The 26,383-nt window shown below is 55.3% G+C and carries 22 protein-coding genes and 2 pseudogenes; 13 read left to right on the forward strand and 11 right to left on the reverse strand.

Features of this window, described 5'->3' with window-relative positions; all coding sequences use genetic code 11:
• The first annotated feature begins 357 nt into the window (after positions 1-357).
• Positions 358-1,419, forward strand: coding sequence for a DNA polymerase IV (gene dinB / locus GHO42_RS17940; protein WP_095003345.1), 1,062 nt, complete (start codon positions 358-360; stop codon positions 1,417-1,419).
• Between the two features lie 113 nt (positions 1,420-1,532).
• On the opposite strand, the gene GHO42_RS17945 is transcribed toward dinB, so the two are convergent.
• From GHO42_RS17945 to GHO42_RS17960, 4 genes are all read right to left on the reverse strand, one after another.
• The gene (locus GHO42_RS17945; protein WP_095003346.1) at positions 1,533-2,486 is read right to left on the reverse strand and encodes a hypothetical protein; all 954 of its coding nucleotides are present in this window, start codon (positions 2,484-2,486) and stop codon (positions 1,533-1,535) included.
• Positions 2,487-2,503: 17 nt separating this feature from the next.
• Entirely contained in the window at positions 2,504-4,219 is a 1,716-nt protein-coding gene (locus GHO42_RS17950) for a proline--tRNA ligase (protein ID WP_153328423.1), read from the reverse strand.
• 104 nt (positions 4,220-4,323) lie between these two features.
• On the reverse strand, positions 4,324-5,868 hold the full coding sequence (locus GHO42_RS17955) for an AmpG family muropeptide MFS transporter (RefSeq protein WP_095003348.1): 1,545 nt from the start codon (positions 5,866-5,868) through the stop codon (positions 4,324-4,326).
• Between the two features lie 42 nt (positions 5,869-5,910).
• A complete protein-coding gene (locus GHO42_RS17960; protein ID WP_095003349.1) occupies positions 5,911-6,264 on the reverse strand; it encodes an MGMT family protein in 354 nt (117 codons plus the stop codon).
• A 141-nt stretch (positions 6,265-6,405) separates the two neighbouring features.
• Between GHO42_RS17960 and GHO42_RS17965 the strand changes: the two genes are divergently transcribed.
• Positions 6,406-7,419 (forward strand): DUF481 domain-containing protein, encoded by a 1,014-nt coding sequence (locus tag GHO42_RS17965; RefSeq protein ID WP_153328422.1) that lies wholly within the window; start codon positions 6,406-6,408, stop codon positions 7,417-7,419.
• A 178-nt stretch (positions 7,420-7,597) separates the two neighbouring features.
• Here the strand turns inward: GHO42_RS17965 and GHO42_RS17970 are convergent, their stop codons facing one another.
• The 6 genes and pseudogenes from GHO42_RS17970 to GHO42_RS17990 form a co-directional block, all read right to left on the reverse strand.
• A complete protein-coding gene (locus tag GHO42_RS17970) occupies positions 7,598-8,587 on the reverse strand; it encodes a fimbrial protein (RefSeq protein ID WP_153328420.1) in 990 nt (329 codons plus the stop codon).
• A 10-nt stretch (positions 8,588-8,597) separates the two neighbouring features.
• Positions 8,598-11,189 carry a fimbria/pilus outer membrane usher protein gene (locus GHO42_RS17975; protein ID WP_153328418.1) on the reverse strand — a complete coding sequence of 864 codons (2,592 nt, stop codon included), beginning with the start codon at positions 11,187-11,189 and terminating at the stop codon, positions 8,598-8,600.
• A gap of 99 nt (positions 11,190-11,288) precedes the next feature.
• Positions 11,289-11,441, reverse strand: a complete 153-nt coding sequence (locus tag GHO42_RS26465; protein ID WP_368668077.1) for a hypothetical protein — start codon at positions 11,439-11,441, stop codon at positions 11,289-11,291.
• 168 nt (positions 11,442-11,609) lie between these two features.
• Positions 11,610-12,028: pseudogene (locus GHO42_RS26470) on the reverse strand (molecular chaperone); the annotation flags it as partial.
• A 30-nt stretch (positions 12,029-12,058) separates the two neighbouring features.
• The gene (locus tag GHO42_RS17985) at positions 12,059-12,580 is read right to left on the reverse strand and encodes a fimbrial protein (RefSeq protein WP_095019395.1); all 522 of its coding nucleotides are present in this window, start codon (positions 12,578-12,580) and stop codon (positions 12,059-12,061) included.
• 783 nt (positions 12,581-13,363) lie between these two features.
• Complete coding sequence (locus tag GHO42_RS17990; protein ID WP_095019396.1) at positions 13,364-14,122, reverse strand: SDR family oxidoreductase; 759 nt, start codon at positions 14,120-14,122, stop codon at positions 13,364-13,366.
• Positions 14,123-14,174: 52 nt separating this feature from the next.
• On the opposite strand from GHO42_RS17990, the gene GHO42_RS17995 reads away from it, so the two are divergent.
• The 9 genes and pseudogenes from GHO42_RS17995 (at position 14,175) to GHO42_RS18030 (ending at position 21,962) form a co-directional block, all read left to right on the forward strand.
• A complete protein-coding gene (locus GHO42_RS17995) occupies positions 14,175-14,900 on the forward strand; it encodes a HugZ family protein (RefSeq protein ID WP_095020921.1) in 726 nt (241 codons plus the stop codon).
• A 71-nt stretch (positions 14,901-14,971) separates the two neighbouring features.
• Positions 14,972-15,442 carry an FxsA family protein gene (locus tag GHO42_RS18000; protein ID WP_153328416.1) on the forward strand — a complete coding sequence of 157 codons (471 nt, stop codon included), beginning with the start codon at positions 14,972-14,974 and terminating at the stop codon, positions 15,440-15,442.
• Positions 15,443-15,683: 241 nt separating this feature from the next.
• Positions 15,684-15,977 (forward strand): co-chaperone GroES, encoded by a 294-nt coding sequence (locus GHO42_RS18005; RefSeq protein ID WP_016779794.1) that lies wholly within the window; start codon positions 15,684-15,686, stop codon positions 15,975-15,977.
• Between the two features lie 49 nt (positions 15,978-16,026).
• Entirely contained in the window at positions 16,027-17,667 is a 1,641-nt protein-coding gene (gene groL, locus GHO42_RS18010) for a chaperonin GroEL (protein ID WP_016779795.1), read from the forward strand.
• Positions 17,668-18,705: 1,038 nt separating this feature from the next.
• A pseudogene (locus tag GHO42_RS18015) lies at positions 18,706-19,422 on the forward strand (reverse transcriptase N-terminal domain-containing protein); the annotation flags it as partial.
• A 60-nt stretch (positions 19,423-19,482) separates the two neighbouring features.
• Positions 19,483-19,791: a transposase gene (locus tag GHO42_RS26180; RefSeq protein ID WP_076965378.1), complete on the forward strand. Its 309-nt coding sequence runs from the start codon at positions 19,483-19,485 to the stop codon at positions 19,789-19,791.
• Between the two features lie 8 nt (positions 19,792-19,799).
• Positions 19,800-20,630, forward strand: coding sequence for an IS3 family transposase (locus tag GHO42_RS18020; protein ID WP_256670639.1), 831 nt, complete (start codon positions 19,800-19,802; stop codon positions 20,628-20,630).
• A 40-nt stretch (positions 20,631-20,670) separates the two neighbouring features.
• Positions 20,671-21,621, forward strand: coding sequence for a group II intron maturase-specific domain-containing protein (locus GHO42_RS26475; protein WP_317757938.1), 951 nt, complete (start codon positions 20,671-20,673; stop codon positions 21,619-21,621).
• A gap of 116 nt (positions 21,622-21,737) precedes the next feature.
• Complete coding sequence (locus tag GHO42_RS18030; RefSeq protein WP_094988926.1) at positions 21,738-21,962, forward strand: DUF2188 domain-containing protein; 225 nt, start codon at positions 21,738-21,740, stop codon at positions 21,960-21,962.
• 255 nt (positions 21,963-22,217) lie between these two features.
• Here GHO42_RS18030 and GHO42_RS18035 read toward each other — a convergent pair whose 3' ends face one another.
• The gene (locus tag GHO42_RS18035) at positions 22,218-24,167 is read right to left on the reverse strand and encodes an LTA synthase family protein (RefSeq protein WP_153328414.1); all 1,950 of its coding nucleotides are present in this window, start codon (positions 24,165-24,167) and stop codon (positions 22,218-22,220) included.
• A 203-nt stretch (positions 24,168-24,370) separates the two neighbouring features.
• On the opposite strand from GHO42_RS18035, the gene colR reads away from it, so the two are divergent.
• Positions 24,371-25,054: a two-component system response regulator ColR gene (gene colR, locus GHO42_RS18040; protein WP_016779797.1), complete on the forward strand. Its 684-nt coding sequence runs from the start codon at positions 24,371-24,373 to the stop codon at positions 25,052-25,054.
• Entirely contained in the window at positions 25,044-26,324 is a 1,281-nt protein-coding gene (locus GHO42_RS18045; protein WP_153328412.1) for a HAMP domain-containing sensor histidine kinase, read from the forward strand. Before colR ends, GHO42_RS18045 begins: the two co-directional genes overlap by 11 nt.
• Positions 26,325-26,383 lie beyond the last annotated feature (59 nt).

Here is a 26,383-nt window from a genome sequence, read left to right on the forward strand (position 1 = left end):
GAGCCGGATTTGAACCGACGACCTTCGGGTTATGAGCCCGACGAGCTACCAGACTGCTCCATCCCGCGTCTGTGGGGTGGATTCTACAGCGATACGCTGGGCTGTCAAATGTTAATTTAGAAAAATTCGTTATGCGTCAATTGCTTAGCTAGAAAATACAGCTATAAAAAGGCCTGCAGGCCCTGTTCCGTATGGGGTGTAGCTCTATTGAGGGTAGAGATTCGATTGAAAAAAACAATTCAGCTGCGATTTTTCCCGCGTCTGTCGGGGAGAATCAAGACTACTGGTGCTATATACAGTTCGCGGTGACATACTTGCGCCGAGTATTGCCTACCTCCTTGAAGAACACCGCCTTACATGACGCAGCGCAAAATCATCCACGTCGACTGTGACTGTTTCTATGCCGCTATTGAGATGCGTGATGACCCGAGCCTGGCAAACAAGCCGATGGCTGTCGGGGGCTCGGCTGATCGGCGCGGGGTCATCTCGACCTGTAATTATGAAGCTCGGGCTTATGGCGTGCGCTCGGCAATGGCGTCCCGGCATGCGCTCAAGCTGTGCCCGGACCTGGTTATCGTCAACGGCAGGATGGATGCTTATAAAGAAGCGTCCAGAGAGATTCACGGCATCTTGCGCGACTACACCGAGCTGATTGAGCCGCTGTCTCTGGATGAAGCCTATCTGGATGTATCCGACAGCCCGCATTTTGCCGGCAGTGCCACGCGCATAGCTCAGGACATCCGCCGGCGCGTTTCCAATCAGTTGCATATCACGGTGTCGGCCGGGGTAGCCCCCAACAAGTTTCTGGCCAAAATTGCCAGTGACTGGCGCAAGCCCAACGGCTTGTTCGTGATCACCCCTGATCAGGTTGATGATTTCGTGTCTGCCTTGCCGGTCAATAAGCTGCATGGCGTGGGCAAAGTCACGGCGGACAAGCTTGGGCGCCTGGGTATCGAAACCTGCCTGCAACTGCGTGATTGGAACAAACTGGCTCTGGTGCGGGAATTCGGCAGTTTTGGTGAGCGGTTGTGGGGGTTGGCGCAGGGGATTGATGAGCGTCCGGTGCAAAGTGACAGTCGGCGTCAGTCAGTCAGCGTGGAAAACACTTACGATACTGACCTGCCAGATCTGGCCTCTTGCCTGGAGAAACTCCCGGAGTTGCTAGAGACCCTGAACCGGCGTATTGGCCGTATCGACAGCAGTTATCGCCCCGGCAAGCCGTTTGTCAAAGTGAAGTTCCATGACTTTACCCAGACCACGCTGGAGCAGTCCGGTGCCGGGCGCGACCTTGAGAGTTATCAGGGGTTGTTGAGCCAGGCGTTTGCGCGCGGTGCCAGGCCCGTGCGATTGCTCGGGCTGGGCGTGCGTTTGCATGATTTGAACAGTGGTTTTGAGCAGCTGGAGCTGTTCAAGGGGTAGGCTGGTTTGCTGGTTGGGGGAGCGGGCTTGCTCGCGATGCTGGCGTGCGGTCTGTCAGGAAAACCGCAGCGATATCATCGCGAGCAAGCCCGCTCCCACATGTCAGAGTTGCGTCAACTGACGCCGGGATCCGCTACCAGTCTCCCGGCATTTTTGGTCAAGGATTGAAGAAATTCACGTTGCAGCTCAGGATCGTTGCGCGTGAGTTCGATCAGGCTTTGTTCCAGTTCGCTGGCTTCTTCTTCCAGCCCCAGTTCCGACAGGCGTTTGACCCGATGTACCCATTGGTTGACGTCGTCACCCTCCAGGTCGTCGTAGATCAGGTTATGTGCTTCGAGCAGCTTGCCACGCAGGTGACTGCTGATCGACAGGGTCGAATCGGAATGGGTTTCGTCCTGGGCGTCTTCCACCATGATGGTCAGCTTGCCGACGTGATTGAGATCCTGTTCGGCAAAAGGGCTGTCCAGCAGGTTGAGGCGCAGCACGCCATTGCGGTCTGTGGTCAGCTCGTGGGTCTGTTTGCCAGCCTTGATCACCACCGGGCGTTCGGCCCAGGGCAGGCTTGAATATTCCAGGCGCTTGTCACGCTGAACATCATCAATCCCCGCCAGGTTCTGCTCGGCGCGGCCATGGGACTGCACGTTCATCGCCGGGTTTACCCCTGCAAAGCCGTAGTTGATCCAGTCTTTGGTCACGCTGTCAGGCAGTTGCCCGAACATGAACACATTAAGCACATTGGCACCTACCCCGGCGACAATAGCCACCGCGCCCAGCGGAATCTCGTAGACTTCGCGCCAGGGTTGGTATGGGGTGTAGCGGTCGTAATGACGTGTGACATCGAACTCGGTGACCTCGAAGGTCTTCTGTTCATTGATGCGCACACGACGTTGCGGCAGCTCAAGCACAGTTGGCGAGCCGACATCGATCTGCAGGCTGTGGGCGAGCAGTTTGCGCTCGATGCGTTCCTCGTGCTCGCTGCGTTGCGACATGTGATTGGCACAGCCGCTCAGCAGCAGGGCGCCGCACATGGCGGCGCCCCCGAGGGTCAAGGTGTTTCGAGTGAACATGGCGTCTCTATCTGGTTTCAGCGAGCGATACGGGCCTGAAGGAAGGCAAGCACATCAGCAACGGGCAGGGCTTGCGGCTCTGCTTCGGTGCGGCTCTTGTATTCCAGATTGCCTTCAGCCAGGCCACGGTCGCTGACCACGATCCGGTGCGGGATGCCGATCAGTTCCATGTCTGCGAACTTGATGCCGGGGCTGGTTTTCTTGTCGCGATCGTCCAGCAGCACTTCAAAGCCAGCTGCAGTCAGTTCGGCATAGAGCGTGTCGGTAGCTTCACGTACGGCTTCGGTTTCGTAGCGCAGCGGTACCAGGGCAACCTGGAACGGGGCCAGGGCATCGCTCCAGATAATGCCACGCTCGTCGTTGTTCTGCTCGATGGCTGCGGCAACCACGCGGGAAACACCAATGCCGTAGCAGCCCATGGCCAGGGTGACCGGCTTGCCGTTTTCGCCCAGTACCTGGCACTTCATGGCTTCGCTGTACTTGGTGCCCAGCTGGAAAATGTGACCCACTTCGATACCGCGCTTGATTTCCAGCGTGCCTTTGCCGTCCGGGCTAGGGTCGCCGGCCACCACGTTGCGCAGGTCGGCAACGGTCGGTACTGGCAGGTCGCGCTCCCAGTTCACGCCGAAATAGTGTTTGTCGTCGATATTGGCACCCGCACCGAAGTCGCTCATCAGCTCGACCGAGCGATCAATGATGCATGGCAGTAGCAGGTTCAGCGGGCCCAGAGAGCCAGCGCCGGCGCCGATGGCGTCACGCAGTTCGGCATCCGAGGCCATGACCAGCGGGCTGTGCACCAGCGGATGGTTGGCAGCCTTGATTTCGTTGAGTTCGTGATCGCCACGGATCACCAGAGCGATCAGTTTGCCAGCTTCGGCGGCGTGAACGATCAGGGTCTTGACGGTTTTCTCGATTGGCAGGTCATAGCCATCAACCAATTGCGCGATGGTCTTGGCATCCGGTGTGTCGACCAGGCGCAGCTCCTGGGTGGCAGCAGGGCGCGAAGTTTCGGCGGGTACGGCTTCGGCTTTTTCGATGTTGGCCGCGTAGTCGGAACCATTGCTGAACACGATATCGTCTTCGCCGGATTCAGCCAGAACGTGGAACTCGTGGGAGCCGGCACCGCCGATGGAGCCGTTGTCGGCTTCAACCGGGCGGAAGTTCAGGCCCAGGCGGGTGAACACGTTGCAGTAGGCCTGGTGCATACGGTCATAGGTGACCTGCAGCGAAGCGGTGTCTGCGTGGAAGGAGTAGGCGTCCTTCATGATGAATTCGCGGCCGCGCATCAAGCCGAAGCGCGGGCGGATTTCGTCACGGAATTTGGTCTGGATCTGGTACAGGTTGATTGGCAGCTGTTTGTAGCTGTTCAACTCGTTGCGGCACAGGTCGGTGATCACTTCTTCGTGGGTCGGGCCCACGCAGAACTCGCGACCGTGGCGGTCTTTAAGGCGCAACAGTTCAGGGCCGTACTCTTCCCAACGGCCGGACTCCTGCCACAACTCAGCTGGCTGGATACTCGGCATCAGCACTTCCAGAGCGCCTGCAGCGTTCATTTCTTCGCGAACAATGGCTTCGGCCTTGCGCATGATCCGCAGGCCCATGGGCAGCCAGGTGTAGAGGCCCGAAGCAAGTTTGCGAATCATGCCTGCGCGCAGCATCAGCTGATGGCTGATAACGACCGCATCTGAAGGCGTTTCTTTCTGTGTGGCGAGCAAATATTGACTGGTGCGCATGGTTAGCCGGTGCCGTTGCTGATGACTAGAAATGACTCGGCATTGTACGGGCGAGATCTGCCTGCGTACAGGGCGGGTGGGGGAAGGTGTGCTCCCCCTCGTGTTTATTGGGCCTTTTCCAGGTCGACAACGGGCTTTTGCCGGGCCCGGCGGCTCTCCTGATACCAGTGCAAGGCAATCAGCAGAAGCGTCGGGATGCCCATCACCGCGGTAATGATAAAGAAGTTGTGATAACCGAACTTCTCGACCATGACCCCCGAGTAACCGCCCATCAAGCGCGGTAGCAGCAGCATGATCGAGCTGAGCAGGGCGTACTGGGTGGCGGAGAATTTGAGGTTGGTCAGACTGGACAGGTAGGCTACGAATGCTGAGGTGGCGAGGCCGGAGCTGAAGTTGTCGAGGGAAATGGTGACAATCAGCATCTGCAGGTTCGGGCCCATATCGGCCAGCAACATGAACAGCAGGTTGGTGCCTGCCGATGCTGCACCACCGATCAACAGAATTGGCAAAATGCCGAAACGCACGATCAACAAGCCGCCCATGCCCGCACCGACAAGGGTCATGATCAGGCCGAAAATCTTGCTGACACCGGCAATCTGATCCTTGGTGAAACCCTGGTCGATATAGAACACGTTGGCCATTACGCCCATGACCGTGTCCGACATGCGGTAGGTGGCAATCAACCCCAGCAGTAGCAGGGCTTGCCAGCGATACCGAACGATAAAGTCATTAACCGGGGTCAGAACCGGAGCCAGGCCGCGTCGTCCGATGGATGAAAGGCACAACACGGTGAGCAGGGTGTACAGGATGGCGCGTAGAAACGCCCGGTCTTCCAGTATCAGGTTCAGCGGGCTGACCCCTTCAAACAACACGCCAGCAAAATCGGTGTTGTAGAGCTGGGTGAACATGGCCGGGACAGATACCAGCAGTACGATCAGTACAAAAACTGACGCCAGCTGATGGCCAAAGCTGTAACGCCCGGCCGACAGCTGGGTGCGCAACGGTACCGGCGGTTCGCGCATAAACAGGGTGGTGAGCAGTGCGGGGACCATCAGCAGGCCGAACAGCACGTAGGTGCCGGTCCAGGCCGAATGTTTGTAGTTGAAGCCCGTCGAACCGAAGCCTTCGGCAAAGAACAGGGCGCCCGCCGTGGCCAGCAGGGCCGCTACGCGATAACCGGACATGTAACTTGCGGCGAGCGCGGCCTGCCGGTTGTCTTCGGCGATTTCCAGGCGATAGGCATCGACGGCAATGTCCTGGGTCGCCGAAGCGAAAGACACTACAACCGCAATGGCAATCAGCCAGGACAGATGTTTTTGCGGGTCACAAAAGCCCATGCCGATCAGGCCCAGGATAACCAGCGACTGTGACAGCACCAGCCATGAGCGACGCCGGCCAAGTTTGCCGAGTAATGGCAGGCGCCATTGGTCCAGCAGCGGCGACCACACCCATTTGAAGGCGTATGCCAGCCCGATCAGGCTGGCATAGCCAATGGTTTCGCGGGCCACACCGGCTTCGCGCAACCAGACGGAAAGGGTTGAAAACACCAGCATGTACGGCAAGCCGGCGGCAAAACCGAGCAGCAACAGCACTAGGGTCGAGGGGCTGGAATACGCAGCTAGCGCTTCGCGCCAGGTTTTACGGGGCATGGACTGGAGTCTGCCTCTGGTTGCGGAAACAAAGGGCGCACTCTAACCGCAGTGCTCTATCTGGCGCCAGCCATGGCGTCGCATATCCACGCGATTATTCATGATGCTCAAGCCTTCTGCCCGCAAACGCGCGCGCTGTTCATCACCAGACGGGCTACCTGCAGGCAGACTGATACGACCACCGGCGGCGAGAACCCGGTGCCACGGCAGGCGCGTATCGTCGGGGAGCTGGCTGAGCGTTCGCCCAACCCAGCGCGCTGCGCGACCCAGACCCGCCGCTTCGGCGAGTTGCCCGTAAGTAACCACGTAACCTGCAGGCACCATCATCAAGGTTGAATACAGCGCCGTGCGCCGAATCTCGGCGGGAGTTTGAAGAATGTCTGGCAGTGTATTCAAGGGACACTTCTGGTCAAGATGGGGGTTGTTACAGAACTATAGAATGAACTCCGGCACAATGAGTCGGTCTTTCTTCCTCAAGGGCGTATCCATCCGGATAATGCCGGCATTCTTCCGTTTTTCTGAGTTTCGCATCCGCTTATGTTGTCCAGAACCCTGTTATGCCTTGTTGTCATGTGCCTTGCTGCGCCCGTGTTTGCCGATACGGTGTGGTTGAAAAACGGCGACCGCCTGAGCGGCAAGATCAAAGTCTTTGATGGCGGCAAATTACTGATTCAGACCGAGTATGCGGGGGCCGTGCCCATTGACTGGAAGCAGGTCAAGACCCTGGAAAGTGATCAGGAATTGCTGGTCAAGCAGGATGCCTGGACCGGTGAAAAGGCCAAGTCATTGCAGGCGGCCGAAGACGGCAGCGTAACCCTGGTCAACGGTGAAGCACCGAAAACCGTAGCTCTGGCCAGTATCCAGCAACTCATCAAGCCCAAACCGCTGGTCGAAGACATGGTCTGGAAAGGCAATGTTGATGTGGCGATGGACTACAAACGGGCGGACAAGGATACCGACGACTACGATCTCGATTTCAAGACCACTGCCCGCCACGGCGCCTGGCGTCATCACGCAGAGGGTGAGTACAACCGCGAGTTTCAGAACGATGTGATAACCACGGATAACTGGACTGCCGAGTACGCGCTGGATTACTTCATCAGCGACAAGTGGTACTGGCAAGGTCGTTTGACCTATAACCGCGACCGGGTGGAAGACATTTCCCGTCAGCGAACAGTCGGTACCGGCCCCGGCTACCAGTTCTGGGATGACGAATTGGGCGCATTCTCGCTGGGCTCACTGCTCAATCGCACTGATTACGAATACTCTGACGGTAAGAAAGACAACTTCTACTCGCTGGCCATGAAGTGGGATTACAACCGTTACCTGATGGGCAAAACAGTCTCGTTTTTCACCAATGGTGAATTGGGCAAGTCGCTGGAAGGGGAGTCGGACTACAGTCTCGATTCCGAAATCGGCTTGCGTTACAAGGTCACGGAATGGGCATCGCTGAATCTAAAGGCCGAGAAAGACCTGATTGGCAGCTCGAGTGGCTCTGATAACGCCCTCAACAAGACCCGCTATACCGTAGGGTTTGGCGTGGTCTGGTAGTAAAACCGTACGGCATGACTTGAGAGGGCGGGCTTGGATCTTGTGGGGAATCAGAAAACACCCATTTGAATTCCAAGGATGTTGAAATTCACCAATGCCTGCCTCATTAGAGGCAGGGCTCTCCCTCAAAAACTAAGGTTCTGACCTGATATCTAGATGCAACCATCGACTTAAGGTATCAGTTGTAGGTCAGGGTAAATGTTGCCGTGCTGTTTGCCACGCCACCACTTACGCTTGCGCCGGTCTGATAATACCGGGCCGTCAGTGGGATTGAGTAGTTGCCGTCGTTCGTGACGGTCCCTACGGTAATATTAGTCGCCAGCTTTACAGGCGTACTGTTGTGAAGTAATTGTAAACCTATGCCCTTGGCCATGGTCCCGGAAGGGGTGGAGTTCAGCGCCAATACACCCTCGACGGCAGACGCATGGGGGCTGCCGTCCAGTTTGACCTGTACACGAGTGTTTGCATCGCAATTTAGCTCTATGGCGAATGGTGTTTCGGCGGCGACGCTACCGGGCCCAGTAAAAGTGCTCATCGGTATTCCATCGCCCATCGGAACGTTGATGGAAGCGCTGGTGACGGAGCAGGCAACGGGAACAATAGTATTAACGCCCACTAATGTGATGTTGGCGGTATAGAAGTTTCCAACAATGGACGCTCTGGCAATTCTTCCGGTGGTAAGAGTTCCTGCTCCTACGGCACCCGCCTTTGTTTTGATAAGTCTTACACGCATTCCGCGGGGGATTGAAATATAATTGTTGGCGCCTAGGGGTTCGTCGTACGGTACGATGTAAGTGTTTGATTCATTATTTGTACTTATCCCGATCCCGTCAATATTGGTGTTGTATATTCGGTTTGCCAGGGGGCTCAGGATAGTAAATATTTCATTTTTCCAGCGGTATGTCCAACTCGTGTTGCACCCGAAAAAGGGATAGGAACTATGATATGGGCCGGTGCTTATTGTCGCCAATACGGTGCCAGCAGGACTGTCCCGCTGAACAATGATAGAACCAAAATTGATATCTTTTCTTATTTCTGAAGTGGCCCCGTTATAGAAAGAACAACTGGCTGTGGCGATGTTCGAAAAGGCAAGAATGAACAATCCGAAAGTAGCGTGACCTCTATGTTTTACGATAAGGTCACTGGCTTTATATTTGGCAAGAGTCATGGTTTTCCGCCTATTGACAGATGCTTGAAAGGGAGCTGATGGCGGGGGTGGCGTTTTGCTCTACAAGCAGCTCAGGCAAGATGAAGTGTGACGTGCATTGCTGGCCAGATTTATCCCCCCATTTTACATGCAGTGCTCCAGACTGCGGCACACCGCTGAGGTATACCTCGCCCTCCAGGCCGACAACGCCCTCATTATTAGAATGAGTTGAGTTCTCCAGCAGTGTCGCGGTAGCGCCAAAAGGTACGGGCTTGCCGCCGTGACTCAAAGAAATCAATACACGCTTGCCAACACGAGTCTTAAAGTCTGCCAATACAAGCGCACCTTTGGTAGGAATCACCGTTTTGGTATTGATCTCAATATCAACGTCGTCAGTGAGTGTTGCGGTGTCAAGCGCTACCCGGTTTTTTCGGTATGTACTGAGATAGGGCACGACAGCATAACCACGCGAGTCGGTTTTTACACCGGTAGTATTCTTTACTTTGGCACCGGCTGCGTCAGGTGCCCGAACCAAGGCCATGGTTTCACCATGTTGTTGTGAAAGCGTGACACCATAAGGGTGGGCTACAATACCGCCTTGCAAGTTGTAATTGACTTGCTGTGATCGGGTGTCGTAGTTATAACCAATCCTGGCTTCTCCATAAGTGCCTTTGTAGTTTGCGTTGGCATTACCGCTACTGCCGACACCTTGGTTTGCGTACCGCTGTTGAATACTGTAGCTCAGGTTGTTGTCTGCCAGTGCGGTGCCGCTCAGGCCTACGTCATGAGCGCTGCTGCCTTGCTTGCTGGCGTTGAAATTGTAACTGGCCCAACTGTTAGGGAGTGTCTTGCCCAAAGGGAACTGAACTTTGAAGGAAAGTTGCTGATCTTTGTTGTTGCGTCCAGTATCAAGCGGTGTCTGGGTGAAAGTATACGCCAAGCCGTAGTTGATGCTGCGGTAACTGAGGTCATAACCTGCCGTCAGGCTGCGCTCATATTTGTTTTGACGCCAGAAACTTTGTTGGTATCCATTAAGATAGAAGTTTCCTTTGTCTCCAAAAGATTGGTTGATGCTGAGCTGCGTCTTGCTGCGTTTAGTGCTGGTTCCGCGCCAATTATTGAAGTTGTCGGGGTCAATTTCGTTGGCTTCCTGAAAGTCGTAGTAGCCGCTGGTGGAGTAGCGATATCCAGCCAACGTAAAGGTAGTGTCAGTGGTGTTAATGGTTTTTGAATAGAGGAAGCGGTAAGACTGCCCTTGATGGCTGGACCCGTTGCGTAGTTTGGCGTGTGCCTGTGTAGCATCCACAGATACCGCCCCCCAACCTTCCAGCGTATGGCCAATACCAACAGTCGTGGCATTATATTTTCCAGATGCCAGTAAGCCACCATAGAGGGTGTAGTCATAGGGCAATCCGTAAATCAGCGTGCTTTGCATAAAACTTGGTTTGCTGGCTGCGCTGGCGTTGGAACGATATTGTCCTGCAGTCACTGAATACTTCAGGCGCCCTTCACGTAGCATTACAGGTACCGCAGAAAATGATTGAGTTGAACGGCGTACGGTGCCATCACTTTCGGTGATTGCAATTTCCAAGTCACCACTGGAGGACGTGGGATACAAGTCAGTGATTGTGAACGCACCCGCCGAGACATAGGTTTGATAAATAATGTAGCCATTTTGTCGCACGGTGACCTGGGCATTACTCTGGGCAATGCCTCGAACAACGGGTGCAAACCCTTTCAGACTGTCAGGGTACATGTTGTCGTCCGAATTTAATTGAATACCGCGGTATAGCACACTGTTGAAAACGTCACTGGGCGTTGAGCTGTCACCCAACGTCAGTTGCCCCTTTAGTGACTGAATATACTTTTGCGCATAAGTGTCGAGGTTCTGCCAGTTGTTATTTCCGTTACGTGAATTATACGTAGAATAATTACGCAGCCTCCACGCGCCCAAGTTCAGGCCACTGCGTAAATTTAAATAATAGCTGTCGTTTGTCTTTGAGCGATTATTGCTATTATTATTGAGCGTGTTGGAGCCGCTGAAACTATAGTTCAACAGTGCAGCCGAAAGGCCTTGATCCCATAGCTGAGGATCCACGTAGCCATGAGCCTGGCTTGTGAGTGCGGCTTGGGGGATGCTGATATCCAGCCGCTGCAGTTTGAAATCGAACCGGCTGCTGGCATAGGGGATGTAGTCTGACAATGTACTGATTGCGCTTGTTGAGGGCAGTTGCTGCAAGGCCGGGAAAGCTTCCAGCTTGACCCCCATCTCCTGGAGTTGAGGTGAGGTCAGTTCGGGTTGAAGTGTTCCAGCGATACTCACAAAGTTTACGTCTCGATGGGCTACCCGATTATCATTTAGATATATATCGACACTGTATAGACCTGGTAGTTGCCCGCCCTGGTTGGCGAAGTACTCTAGGTCGATGGGCTTTTGTCCAGGATCACCCATTTCCAGAGCGTGGGGGTTGAAGTATTCCTGCGCAAAAGCTGAAGAGGGCTGGAAGGCGAGTTCTAATGTTGCGGGTATGCTGATCAATAAAGTCAGGTGAGTGCAGTGCAAGAGTGGCGCACGCTGGCGCACCTGGAATTTAAGGGCCTGGTAGAAAGGGGCTTTTTGCATGCGAACGACCTCGATACGACTGCAGTGAAACTCAGTCGCTATCGCTTGGCTGTGTGAAGTTTAGGGTGGCCTGGACAATAAAGTATGCAAAGTACCTGGCTACTGCAGTGCGGCACTTGCGGTGGGGGAAACTCCGCCATAATCGTTGATGGCTTGCCAGCTGACAGGTCCGGTCGCGTCGGGAGGAATCTCCCAGCTGAGCGTTTTTTGTGGGGCAACCATACCGGCATTTTGTATTTCTTTATCTCCCACGCGGACGTGAAAAAAAGAAACATGATACGGCGTTGGATTGTTAACTTTTAGCTGCCTGCCCTGGCGAGTAAAGGTCAATGCCTTGTAAGCTTCGGTCGCATCACCAGGGAGACCAGTAGGACGATAAAAAACCTTGATTCGACTTTTGACCGAAATTTGTAACTGGTTGGAATCGCTTTTCTCCGAGGCTGATATTGTTTTTACATTCACCCAGAATGCCGACTCTTTATCGGCGGGTAACTGCCCTCCCGTATGAATGATGCGCAGGGTGTTTTCTTGGTCTGCGTCAAGGCGAAAGAGGGCGGCGTTATGATAAAGGGGGCTTTGTTGCTGTCGTGCAGGTTTTCTACCCAGGACTGAATCAGATAAGGCTCTGACGTTCCAGTATTGCTTACCGAGAAGGAAGAGTCTTTTCTTGCGGTGTCATAAATAACTCGAGTGCCTCCTATTACCACTCCCGCCGAAGCAGTATGAGTCAGGCTGGCGAGAGTTAGAGTAATACAGATGGACATGAGCCATTGCATTGTGTGGTTTTCCTCAAGGTGCCTACCCCTTGCAAGGGGTGGGCACAGGTTGTCAGTACGCATTGAAATTACTCAATGCACGGTGAGTGGGGGCTAGTTGTAGTTGATAGTGAAGTCTGTGCTGCCGTTAGCCGGACCTGAAGTGACCGCCTTGGTAGCCATGTACTTGGCATAAAAAGTAAAGGTAGTGTCACTGGTGGTGGACAGCGTGCTGCTGGTGGAGCTTGTGCCGATCGGAATTTGTGTTGAGGCATCTTTTTCATACAGTGCGATGCCTACACCGGTCGCAACACCTGGCTCAGTCGTAAGTTTCAGGATGCTTGAATTGTCACTGTCTGTGGGGCCGTCGAACTTTACGGTGGCCGTGCTGACGGTAGAAGGGCAACTGGTCAATACGATATCGAATTTAGTGGGTGACGAAGTAACACCGGCGGTGCTCAAGCTGCTCGTGGTGACAGAATTAAGTGGGACTGTCTGAGTGCCAGTCGCTGGCGTCACTGTGCATGCCGCGCTGAGAATAGTACCCGTAAAGTTGATTGTTCCGTCCGCAGCATTAGCGATGCTTGCAATAGAGGAACCTGTCAGCAGTGTAAGAGCGATGATTTTAATTCGCATGCAGTTATTTCTCATGTCGTTTAGTTAAGTGTGTGGATAGTGCAATATATGAGGTGTTCCTGTTTTGCTGTTAAATTCTGTTACTCTTGTTGGGTGGAGGTTATGTCGCCTTGAATTCCTGGTTGACATCACAGTTTCTCTTTTAAGAGATACTGTGCGGTAGCTGCTTGGGTGTGTATGTTCGTTGTTTGGCTTTTAAATGCTATATGGGCATTTGCTATTGTTCTTGTAAGAGTTTTCTGAGAGGTTGCTGTGGCTAGACTATATAGCCGCTCACAGCAAAACCCCGGCATGAATGCCTGATATAACGGTCATGCCTGCGATGCCAGAGAAAAATAAGACCAATACCTGCATCGGCTACTGTATCAATCAGGTTTGCTCGAATATTCCCGGGATCAAGCCGCAGTAAAATTCCGCCTCAATCCAACAAGTGCGGGCTCGGGTATTGCGGGGCTATGAACTGCGCCTGGAGAGCGGTGGTGATAGGTGGGCAGCGCTAGTCACCCCCACCTTGAACATCGATTTAGCAAGCGTTGGGATTATCGGAGCAACGTTCAGGTCGAGCGAGAGCGTCGAGTGAAAGACCCGGTCGGCAAGGTGTTTGTTATCCGATTTTGATGTGTCGAAAGCCTGTGAATTGGCTTTCTTGGCGGTTTACCGCTTAGTCCGGCATCTCACAGCTTTGCGCTGACGCACTCCGAACGAGGTGAACGGTGAGGCCTGGATTGGGCGTCCAGGCCGTTTCATGATTGAATCCAAGCCTATCTTTGCGGGAGATGATGCCTAGATCCGCAACCCGCCATCCAGTTCCAGAATGCGCCCAGTGTAGTAGTCGTTTTCAAAAATGTACGCTGCCGAATGAGCGATTTCTTCAACCTTGCCCATGCGCTTGAGCGGAATGCCCGAGGTCATTTTTTCGAGGGCTTCGGGTTTCATGCCCAGGGTCATTTCGGTTTCGATAAAGCCCGGTGCAATCCCGGCTACTCGAATGCCGTAACGCGACAGTTCCCTGGCCCAGGTCACGGTGGCAGCAGCAACCCCGGCCTTGGCCGCCGAGTAGTTGGTCTGGCCGACATTGCCGGCACGGGAGATCGACGAGATATTGATGATCGCGCCCTCGCTGTTGAGCTCGATCATTTTCGCCGCTACCTCACGGGTGCACAGGAAAACCCCGGTCAGGTTCACATCAATTACCGCTTGCCATTGCGCCAGGCTCATCTTGGTCATAACGCCATCCTTGACCTTGAGCAGCAGGCCGTCACGCAAAATGCCGGCGTTGTTGACCAGGCCGTTGATCGCACCAAAATCTTCTGCAATTTGGCCAACGGTTTGCGTAACCTGTTCTTCGTCAGCGACGTTGCACAGGTAGGCTCGGGCCTCGACGCCGTGCGCCTGGCAGGCTGCCACCGCCAGTTCGAGTTTTTCCGGGTTGAGGTCGACCAGTGCCAGTTTGGCGCCCTTGGCAGCCAGGTACTCGGCCATGGCGCGACCCAGCCCCTGGCAGCCGCCAGTGATAATGATTACTTTGTCTTTAAGTTGCATGAGTGCCCTGATCTCGACCGTTATCTACGGATTTTTATTAAGGAGTCATAAGTTGAGCGTTGAAGCTGCCAAGCATGCCCGAGAATTACTGCTCAAGGAATACCGTGGCGCCCTGGCTACCCAGTCCAAGGCCATGCCGGGATTTCCCTTCGGCTCCGTGGTGCCTTATTGCCTGGATGAGCTGGGGAGGCCACTGATCCTGATCAGCCGCATCGCCCAGCACACCCACAACCTGCGCAAGGATCCCAAGTGTTCCCTGATGGTGGGGGAGCGGGGCGCTGAAGAGGTGCAGGCTGTTGGCCGTCTTACCGTGCTGGCCGAAGCCGTGCAATTGAGCGATCCCGCAGCCATTGAAGCCGCAGCCGAGCGTTACTACCGCTACTTTCCCGAGGCGAAGGGCTATGACACTGCCCATGATTTCGATTTCTGGGTGCTCAACCCGGTTCGTCATCGCTACATAGGCGGTTTTGGTGCCATCCACTGGCTGGACCAGGTCACGCTGGCAAACCCTTTCGCCGGGCAGGTCGAGGTGCGGATGGTCGAGCATATGAACAGCGATCACGCCAATGCCATTGAACACTACGTCAAACTGACCGGCCTGCCGCAAACAGCGCCAGCTATGCTGGTGGGCATCGACAGCGAAGGCATGCACCTGCGCATCGGCGAAGGCGTGCACTGGTTGGCTTTTCCGGAGCCTTGCAACACTTCGACACAGGTGCGCGAAGCCTTGGTTTTGCTGGCCCGTGCCAGTGAGTGGCCGAAAAAACAGATGGTCTGACCTTGAATTTGCACAGGCGCGCCGTCATCTAGTCTTGGTTGGAAGATATTCTTCCGGAGAGGAATCATTTGATGCGCGCTTTTCTATTGCTCTTTCTGTTGTTTCCAGTGCTAGAGCTGTACGTCTTTTTCAAGGTCAGCACCGCCATAGGGTTTTTCCCCGCGTTGCTGCTGATCATTGCCGGCTCCATGCTGGGTGTTCTGGTCGTTCGCGTCGCAGGCTTGGCCACGGCGCTCAAAGCGCGCGAAAGCCTGAATCGCGGCGAGCTGCCTGCTCAGCAAATGCTTGAAGGCCTGATGCTGGCGCTGGGTGGTGGACTGTTGGTTCTGCCTGGTTTTATCAGCGATGCGGCCGGTCTGTTGTTGCTGTTCCCTCCAGTTCGCCGGTTTCTGGTCAACCGCCTGCGCAAGCGTGCTGAAGAACAGGCCATCCGCCAGCGTGCGTTTGCCGAAGACTTCGAAGCCGCACGACCACGTGCCCATCAGCCTTTGGGGCGTGAGCCCAATGTGATCGAAGGCGAGTTAGAGCATCGCGATAAATAAGGCTTTGGCGTCATCAACACGGCACCTTGGGTGCCGTGTCTGTTTCAAGTGGCACGCCAGGTTAAAAATTTCGTGGGCGTGCCCTTGTAATAAGTGGATGCGCCCTTATGTAACGGACACCGCAGGGTTTTACTGGCAACAGCAAAATCCCAACCGCGAATCGCACCCGGCATTTCCGGACTTGTAAACCCAGCCGGTATTGACACCGGCCGATGAACACCTCAATTAGGAGAGATCGACAATGAAGCTTCGTCCTCTGCATGACCGCGTCGTAATCCGTCGCAGCGAAGAAGAAAAGAAAACCGCTGGTGGTATCGTTCTGCCGGGTTCTGCTGCTGAAAAAGCTAACAGCGGTGAAGTGATCGCCGTTGGTACGGGTCGCGTTCTGGACAACGGTGAAGTGCGTGCACTGGCCGTTAAAGTGGGTGACAAGGTTGTGTTCGGCCCTTACTCCGGCAGCAACACTGTAAAAGTCGACGGCGAAGACCTGTTGGTTATGGCTGAGAACGAGATTCTCGCTGTAATTGAAGGCTGATTTCCCGCTCCTTTTCCCGTTACTACAAAGTATTTAAGGAAGAACGAACATGGCTGCTAAAGAAGTTAAATTCGGCGACTCCGCCCGCAAAAAAATGTTGGCTGGTGTAAACGTCCTGGCTGACGCAGTAAAAGCGACCCTGGGCCCTAAAGGCCGTAACGTGATCATCGAGAAGAGCTTCGGCGCTCCGACCATCACCAAGGACGGCGTGTCCGTTGCAAAAGAAATCGAGCTGAAAGACCGCTTCGAAAACATGGGCGCGCAGCTGGTTAAAGACGTTGCCTCCCGTGCCAACGATGACGCTGGTGACGGTACTACCACTGCAACCGTTCTGGCTCAGTCGATCGTCAACGAAGGCCTGAAAGCCGTCGCTGCCGGCATGAACCCGATGGACCTGAAGCGCGGTATCGACAAAGCGACCATCGCTATCGTCAAAGAACTGCGTCAACTGGCCAAGCCATGCGCTGACGGCAAGGCAATTGCCCAGGTTGGTACCATTTCTGCCAACTCCGACAGCTCCATCGGCGAAATCATTGCCGAAGCCATGGAAAAAGTCGGTAAAGAAGGCGTGATCACCGTTGAAGAAGGCTCGGGCCTGGAAAACGAACTGTCTGTTGTTGAAGGCATGCAGTTCGACCGTGGCTACCTGTCCCCTTACTTCGTGAACAAGCCAGACACCATGGTGGCTGAGCTGGACGGCCCGCTGATCCTGTTGGTTGACAAAAAGATCTCCAACATCCGCGAAATGCTGCCAGTTCTGGAAGCCGTTGCAAAAGCCGGCCGTCCACTGCTGATCGTGGCTGAAGACGTTGAAGGCGAAGCCCTGGCGACTCTGGTTGTGAACAACATGCGCGGTATCGTTAAAGTCGCTGCTGTCAAAGCACCAGGCTTCGGTGACCGTCGTAAAGCAATGCTGCAGGACATCGCTGTTCTGACTGGCGGTACCGTAATCTCCGAAGAGATCGGCCTGAGCCTGGAAAGCACTACCCTGGAGCACCTGGGTAACGCCAAGCGCGTGATCCTGTCCAAAGAAAACACCACCATCATCGATGGTGCTGGCAACGATGCGGACATCCAGGCACGTGTTACCCAGATCCGTGCTCAAGTGGCTGATACCACTTCGGACTACGACCGTGAAAAACTGCAAGAGCGTCTGGCCAAGCTGTCTGGCGGCGTTGCAGTGATCAAGGTTGGCGCTGGTTCCGAAGTAGAAATGAAAGAGAAGAAAGCCCGCGTTGAAGACGCCCTGCACGCTACTCGTGCAGCCGTTGAAGAAGGCGTGGTACCTGGCGGTGGCGTGGCACTGGTTCGCGCTCTGCAAGCCATCTCCGAACTGAAAGGCGACAACGCTGATCAGAACGTGGGTATTGCTCTGCTGCGTCGTGCTGTTGAAGCACCTCTGCGCCAGATCGTTGCCAACTCCGGTGATGAGCCAAGCGTAGTTGTCGACAAAGTGAAGCAGGGTTCGGGTAACTACGGTTACAACGCAGCCACTGGTGAATACGGCGACATGATCGAAATGGGTATCCTTGACCCGGCTAAAGTGACTCGTTCAGCTCTGCAAGCGGCTTCGTCGATTGCCAGCCTGATGATCACCACTGAGGCGATGATCGCTGAGATCCAGGAAGACAAACCAGCTGGCGGCATGCCAGACATGGGCGGCATGGGTGGTATGGGCGGCATGATGTAGTGCGACGAGAGTCGCTATAGGTAGAAGCACCTAGCGGGCTACATCTGGTGGTCATCAACATGGTTTGGTGACCACTTTCCCGCAGAAACAGCTTAAAAAAAACCCGAAGTCCGGGCGCCAAAGCCCGGATTTCCGGCACCCACAAGGTGCTTAGAATTCGGCGCAATGTCGCCTATATATCGTGATTTCCTCTCCGGGAATCATCAGAACGATATTCGTACTGAGCTTGCAGATTTTGAATCACTGCGAGGGAGGTATGGGAAGTCGTGTCTAAAAAAAGCTGGCCTGCTCCTATCTATAGGGCGCAAGCCATAGCTGTCATTGTCTCAACCAGAAACCGCAAGGTAGACGGGACGCGAGACCTTTTGTTCAGCCAAAAGTAGCCTAGGGATAGTGCGTCGCTGGTAACGGCGGGGTGCGAAGCTTCCTGACAATGTAGTCCCATGATTCTGTGGTGTGTGGTTACCGTGAGGTGCCATGCAGACCCTGCGAGCAACACGCGGGTGAGACGCTAGGCTGGTTGGTATGGCCAACGTAAGTGAACTGCTGATAAACACCGTCAACCGCATGGAGCCAAAGTTGCTGATAGGCTTTGACCAAAATGGTGCATGACTGGTTGTCCCTTTTACATCTGGGGGCACGCTGACATTGAGTCATCGGTGAATAGGCAGGGCCTAACCCATCCTTGTGACGGTTATGGAACTCGGTAAGCCCGTATTTTCGCCATTGGCCTGTATGGCAAGGCAGGTCGACCGTGAGGAAGACTGTTGAAAATGCGGGTAGAGGATGTCGGAAAAAGCGAACGCCTCCCTGTAATGGGGTTGGATAAGGGCTCTGCCCTGACTGGAAACGGTGCTGACTTCCGACTGGTCTTTGATCGCGAGAAGGCTTGTAAAGCCATCAAGAACAGACGTTTGTCGGTTTGACCGGCTGCGTCTAACTCATAGAAATCCCTTGCGGGGCGGTGTACTCACTCCCCCACAAGGGCGACGTGCGTCCGCTGCCCTCTGGGGAGATCTTCTCTGGAGGAAAAGCAAGATGAGTGCGTCTGAAATAGAAGTACCTGCGTCCTCCCATCTGGCCACCAGTTGGCATTCGATAGACTGGGAAACAGGTCATCGACAGGTGCGAGGGCTACAGGTACGGATCGCGAAGGCAGCTAAGAATCAGCAATGGCGGCAGGTGAAAACCTTGCAGCGTATGCTGGTTCGCTCGTTTGCAGCCAAGGTGTTGGCGGTTAAACGGGTCACTGAAAACCGGGGTCGCAGGACTCCCGGCGTCGATGGGGAAACCTGGAGCACGTCTGAAAGCAAATGGAAGGCAGTTTTTCGGTTAGAGCGCAGGGGCTACAAGCCCCGGCCATTGCGGCGGATTTACATTCCCAAAGCAAATGGCCAGCGTAGACCGCTGGGTATTCCGACGATGCTGGATCGAGCGATGCAGGCGTTATACCTGCTGGCACTTGAACCGGTGTCTGAGACCACAGCCGACCGAAGCTCCTATGGCTTTCGCCCTCACCGTTCCACGGCAGATGCAATCGAGCAATTGTTCGTCAATCTCGGTCGCAAGCATTCTGCGCAGTGGGTCATGGAGGGCGATATAAAGGGATGTTTCGACAACATCAGTCACGACTGGCTGATCACTAACGTCCCGATGGACAAAGTGGTTCTAAGGAAATGGCTGAAAGTGGGATATATGGAATCCGGTCGATTGAATCCGACGGGGGCGGGAACTCCGCAAGGAGGCATCATGAACTGGCCTAATGCTCCCGGACACCTCTTAAGGGCGATATGATTCGCCCAATCAGGAGGTTCCATGCAAGAGCGAAAGACCTACACCCGCGAGTTCAAGCAACGTGCTGCAAGCATGGTTCTTGATGATAGCTGCTCAGTTCCTGACGTCTGTGCATCGATGGACGTTGGGCCTACCGCTCTGCGCCGCTGGATTGATCAGGTTCGCAAAGAGCGTCAGAAAGGGCAGCCAGTGGCAGGTACTAAGGCAATCAGCGACGAACAACGAGAGCTTCAACAGCTGCGAGCCAAGGTCAAGCGCCTGGAGACCGAGGCTGAAATCTTAAAAAAAGCTACGGCTCTCTTGATGTCGGATCCCGATCGTTTTTCCTGATCGAAGAGCTGAGAGAGTCGAACTCATATCCGATCCGCCTCCTTTGTAGTGCGTTGAGCGTTTCCCGCAGCGCGTTTTATGACTGGCTTAAGCGTCGTTCAGCGCCGAATACCAAGCGTGACGCGCTCAGAGCAAAAGTCGTGCAACTGCATGACGAAAGCCGGGGAAGTGCAGGCGCGCGGATGATCTCTCAGCACTTGAAGGCCCGGCAGATCAAAGTGGGGCGGCATCTGGCCGGAAAACTCATGGCGGAGGCAAATTTGGCCAGCAGACAGCGCCGTCGCCATCAGTATCGCTCTAGAGGCGTCGAAGCATTTGTGGCCAAGAACCTGCTCAAGCGTAACTTCGAGCCAACCGCAATCAATCAGGTCTGGTGCGGCGACGTTACCAGCCTGATGGTTGGTAAACGCTGGTATCACTTGGCAGCAGTCATTGATCTGTTCGCCCGCCGAATCGTTGGCTGGGCGTTCTCTCTGATCAATGACGCCAACCTGGTTAGCAGAGCGCTGAGAATGGCGGTGGAGGTTCGAGGTAAACATGCAGGCTTGATGTTTCATTCGGATCAAGGCTGCCAATACACCAGCCAGCTCTTTCAGTCCGCGCTGCTGGAGCATGGGATAACACAAAGCATGAGCCGCAGAGGGCAGTGCTGGGACAACGCGCCAACAGAGCGTTTCTTCGGGACACTCAAATCAGAGTGGGTGCCCAATAAGGGCTACACGACAGTTGAAGAAGCCAGGCAGGATATAACTAGCTTCTTCATGCGATACAACCGAATCAGGCTCCACAGCTACAACAACTACCTGTCGCCAATAGCCATGGAGCAAAAAGCGGCATAAACACCGTAATCGGTGTCCGGGATTACTTGACCAGTTCATCATCTCGCCCGTATTGGCCAACTTGGCCCTTGATGGACTGGAAAAGGAGCTTGAATCTCGATTCGGGCAGCGCAACACCAAAGCCAGCTACAAGACCAAGGTCAATTATGTGCGGTACGCAGATGATTTCGTCATCACTGGCATCTCGAAAGAGCTGCTGGAAAACGAGGTAAGACCCGTTGTTGAAGCCTTTATGGCCAAGCGTGGGTTGAGCCTTGCGGTGGAGAAAACGCTGTTCACGCATGTGGCGGACGGGTTCGATTTCCTCGGTCAGAACGTTCGCAAGTACGGTGACAAGCTGCTGATAAAGCCAGGTCACAAGAACGTGAAAGCATTGCTGGCCAAGGTTAAGGCGTTGGTTGAGGTGAACAAAGCGGTACCGGCCAGTCTGTTGATCAAGCAGCTCAACCCGGTTATCCGGGGTTGGGCCAATTATCATCGGCCGATTGTCGCTAAGCAGACCTTTAACTATGTGGATTACAGGATCTGGAAATTGCTATGGCGATGGTGCAGGCGGCGACATTTGAATCGCTGCAAACGCTGGGTCAAGGAAAAGTACTTCAAGCGTGTGGGAACACGCAGCTGGGTATTTTCCGGGCTACACCCCAGCGGCAAACTGCTCCACTTGTTGTACGCCAGCGATACGCCGATCAAGCGGCACACCAAAATCAAGGCCGAGGCTAACCCATACGCCCCAGAGGACGAGATGTACTTCGAGCAACGGCTGGAATATGCGTGGCGAAGTTCGGATGAGGGGAAACGGAAAACGCTGAGGCTCTGGATTGCCCAGAACAAGCGCTGCCCGTTGTGCAAGCAACTAATAACGTTCGATACGGGGTGGAACATTCACCACATCGTCGAGCGGCACAAGGGCGGTGGCGACGAGCTGGAAAACGTGGAGTTGCTGCACCCCAATTGTCATCGGCAGCTACATGCGCAACTTATTCGGTGATGCTTTATTGCTACCACCATATGTTGTGCTTCAGTGAATTGGTTCTTGGTGCATGTTGTGTTTATGGTCTTTGCTTGCTAGTCTCCGAGGACATTCTCAATATGTCGAGGTGTCCTATGTCAGGTAAGAACCAGCACGTTGTAAAGAGGGATGATGGTTGGGCAGTACGTGGTGAGGGGAATTCGAAAGATACCTCGCATCACAGAACCCAGCAGGAAGCCGCTGAAGCAGCACGCAGCATTGCTCAGAACCAAAAGAGTGAAGTTCTAATCCATGGTCAGGATGGAAAGATCCGCGCCCGGGACTCCTACGGCAACGATCCATATCCACCCAAGGGTTAGGAGCGAGCTCACTGCTGGCTCTCCCATGCGGGAGGGCTTACAAAGGCTTGAGCTGTATGCGGGGAAACTCGCACGTACAGTTCTTAGGGGAGGGGCGGCCAGCAATGGCCGCTTCTTACCCGACAGCCAGCCTTACCCCGCTACGCAAAAGCCCCGCCTGAGTAATCAGGCGGGGCTTTTTTGTAGGTCTGTTAAAAGCCCCTCACCCTAGCCCTCTCCCTATGGGAGAGGGTTGGGGTGAGGGTCGTGGGTCAATTAGCGTTCTGAAACCTGCACATGTCCCTTTTGCGCCGGCTTCCAGCCCAGCAATTGCTGCTTGAAGCCATGACTGGCACCCTGGTAGTAGGCTATTGCCCGCTCAATCAGCGGATCAGTCGCCGCTACCCGCGATTCAATACTGGTGCTCAGCGCATCATCATGGCGGCGCAGCCCCTGACGCGGGCTGAGAATGGCCAGGTCTTTGCCGTCAAACAAACCCAGGTGCTGGTAATTGCCCACGACCACGCGCGGCGGCAGTGGGTTTTCCTGCAACAGGTTGCGGCCAAAGAAGGTCGACTGGTAATCCAGGTTCAGCAAGCCGAGCAAGGTGGGCGCCAGGTCGATCTGGCTGGCCAGTTGCGAGTTTTCACGGGCGTCGATCAACTTGGGCGCATAGATAAACAGCGGGATCTGATAGTTGGTGATCGGCAAGTCTTCCTTGCCGGCACTGCCCGCCGTGTGGTCGGCAACGAAGACGAAAATCGTATTGTCGAACCACGGCTTTTTACGCGCATCGTTGAGGAATTGGCCGATGGCGTAGTCGGTGTATTTCACTGCGCCGTCGCGGCCGTTACCCGATTTGATGTCGATCCGGCCCTCAGGGTAGGTGTAAGGACGGTGGTTGGAGGTCGTCATCAGTTGCAACAAAAACGGTTTTTGTTGCGCGTAATTGGCATCGGCCAGTTTCAGGGTTTCGCGGTACAAGTCTTCGTCAGCCATGCCCCACGCATTTTTGAAGTGGATATCGGCCTCATTAACGCTGCTTTGGTCGACCACGCGGTAGCCGTTACCGCTGAAGAAGGCGTTCATATTGTCGAAGTAACCGCGCCCGCCATAGACGAACACGCTGTCATAGCCCACGCCATTGAGCTGCTGGCCCAGGCTCGCAAAGCCGCTTTCACGGCCGATACGCTTGACGATTGAACGCCCGGGCGTCGGCGGAATGGCCAGGGTAATGGCTTCCAGGCCCCGGTCGGTACGCGTGCCGGTGGCATAAAAGTTGTTGAAGTACAGGCTCTCTTTACGCAGCTGATCCAGATTCGGCGTCAGGTTGCGGCCATCACCGTTGCTGCCCAGGTACTTGGCACTGAGGCTTTCGATGGTCACCAGTACGATATTGGGCTGGCGCACAGCACCCGGGTTATCGATGTTGCGGCGGATATCCAGTGGGTCCTGGCCCACAAAGGTGGCGTTGGGCTCGGTCAGTTCGGCGCGCAACTGTTTGGCCACTACATCGGTGGGCAGGCTGGCGTAAAACTGCTGGTAGTCCAGCTCGTTGTTACGGAATGCGGCGAAGAACTGGTAAGGGCCATTGCTCGCCAGTTCATGCTGGTAGGCGTTGCCGCCCTGACCGCGCGGGCTGTCCTGGTCGAGCAGTTGCAGGCACAGGCCCGCTACCAGCAGCAGGCCGGCAAAGGTGGCGATACGTCCACCCAGTGTCGGTAGCTCGGCATTCATGGCCGCATTGAACGGTTTACGCACTATCAGGCTCAATACAATGGCAGCCAGGGCGATGGCGCTGAGCAGGATGCCGATTGGATAGGATTCCAGTACGTTATTCAGCACTTCATCGGAGTAGACCAGGTAGTCCACGGCGATAAAGTTGAAACGCACGCCGAACTCATCCCAGAACAGCCACTCGGCCACGCCAGTAAAAAGCATGGCAAACAAGCTGACCGTCAGCAGGCCCTGCAGGAACCACTGGTGGCCGCGGCGACGCCACAGGGCTGGTGGGCATAACAGCAGATAGCCCCCCAGCGGCACGGCGGCATAGGCTAGAAAGCCAAGGTCGTAGAGCAAACCAATGCCAAACACGGGCAGCCAGTTGTTGCCGGCCTCTCCCAGGTGTGTAACTAGCAGAACGCCTCGGGTGATTAGAAAGGTCGCCAGCCAACAGCCAGTCAACAGCAGGAGATAGCGCATAGGCGCGGTGTGCAGCAGACGCATTAGTTGTTTTTCCTTAAACGCGGGGGTGCGAAAGTGTGCCGGCGCCACTGTATTGAGTTTGTGAACCGACAGTAAAAAAAATGTCATTTATGTGAGAGTCGTAACTAAATTGTCTGAGCGCCCTGTGGTGCTGGCCCTGCGGGGTTCTTGGCCTTAAGCTGCGCGGGCCAAGACGGCCGTAACTGTGAACGGAGAGAGTGCCCATGCGAATTCTATTGGTTGAAGACAACCGCGATATCCTCGCCAACCTTGCCGACTACCTGGGTCTCAAGGGCTATACCGTTGACTGTGCGCAAGATGGTTTGTCGGGCCTGCACCTGGCGGCCACCGAGCATTACGACCTGATTGTGCTCGATATCATGTTGCCCGGCATCGACGGCTACACCCTGTGCAAGCGCCTGCGTGAAGATGCCCGTCGCGATACCCCGGTGATCATGCTGACCGCCCGCGACCAGTTGGATGACCGCCTGCAAGGCTTCAAGTCAGGTGCCGATGACTATTTGCTAAAACCCTTTGCCCTGTCCGAGCTGGCTGCCCGAATCGAGGCGGTTTTGCGTCGTGCCCAGGGCGGCGGGCGACGCGAACTGCAGGTCGGCGAGTTGCGTTACGACCTCGATACCCTGGAAGTGACACGCGAAGGCCGTCTGCTCAAGCTCAATCCGGTGGGCTTGAAATTGCTGGCGGTACTCATGCAGAAAAGCCCCCATGTATTGCGCCGCGAAGTGCTGGAAGAAGCCTTGTGGGGCGATGATTGCCCGGACAGCGACAGCCTGCGCAGCCACGTCCACCAATTGCGTCAGGTCATCGACAAGCCGTTCGACAAGCCTCTGTTGCACACCGTACATGGCGTGGGCTATCGCCTCGCCGAGGTTCGTGATGGAGTTTAGGCAAAGTCTTTCCCAGCGGATCATCATCGCTTTTGCATTGATGAGCGCGCTGGTGGCAGGGACATTCGCTGTGGGCATTATTGCCACCGTGCACCTGGTCGAAGAAAAACTCATATCGGCAGGGCTGGGCGGGGATTTGCAGCGCCTGTTGCTGATGGACAACGGCGCGGAGTGGAACCATCGCCCCAAGCCGAGCCAGCTGTTTTATTTCAGTGGCGGGCGTGGCGACTTTGCCCTGCCCAAGGACCTGCGTCATCTGGATCCGGGCTTTCATGAGGTGTTCCGTGACCAGTTGTCGTATCACGCGATGGTAGAAGTGGTCGATGGCCGGCGTTATGTCCTGCTGCAAGACCAGAGCGATTTTGAAGAGCGCGAGCGCGTGTTGTTTGCTGTGGTCGCCGTCGGTTTTGTCCTGGCGCTGGCGCTGGCGGTGTTCCTGGGTTGGACCCTGGCGCGGCGGGTGATGGCTCCGGTTATCCGTCTGGCACGCCAGGTCCGCCATCGCGATCAGTTACTGGGGCTGGCGCCGCCGTTGGCCCCGGATTATGCGGCCGATGAAGTGGGCGAGCTGGCAGTGGCGTTCGATGCCACGCTGGGTCGGTTGCGCGACACCCTGACCCGCGAGCGTTTGTTCACCAGTGATGTCAGTCACGAGCTGCGTACTCCGCTGATGGTGCTGGCCAGTTCCTGCGAGCTGTTGCTGGAAAGCCCGTCGCTGGATCAGCGCAGTCGTTCACAGGTCGAGCGTATTTCCCGTGCCTGTGAGGAAATGCGCGAACTGGTGCAAACCTTCCTCATGCTGGCCCGTGCCCAGCATGAGGATGCCAACATGTCGCCTACGGTGACCTTGACTACCGTGGCCGAAGACCTGATCAGCCTGTGGCGCGAGCCGATTGAAGCTAAGGGGCTTGAGCTGATCTACGACCCCGGCAATCCGCTGGATACCCGTTATAACGCCACTTTCCTGCATGCCGTCATGGGCAACTTGTTGCGCAATGCCTTGCACTACACCGACAGCGGGTTTATCCGGCTGACCCTGGAACCCAGCGGTTTTGTGGTGGAAGACAGCGGCGTGGGCATCCCTGAAGAAAAGCGCCAGGCGATGTTTCAGCCCTTTGTGCGCGGCAGCGAAAAACGCGGTGAAGGCCTGGGGCTTGGCCTGTCACTGGTGCAGCGCATCTGCGATAGCCAGGGCTGGCGGGTCACACTGACCACCATGGAGCCAAATGGCTGCCGTTTTCGTGTCGAGCTTGGTCCGGCCGAGGTTTGAAGTCTTTTCTGCGGCTTGCGTTCTGCAGGCCGCACACCCCGAAAGTCTGGACGTAAGTG

It is taken from the genome of Pseudomonas sp. FSL R10-0056, assembly GCF_009600105.1.
GTDB lineage: Bacteria > Pseudomonadota > Gammaproteobacteria > Pseudomonadales > Pseudomonadaceae > Aquipseudomonas > Aquipseudomonas bubulae.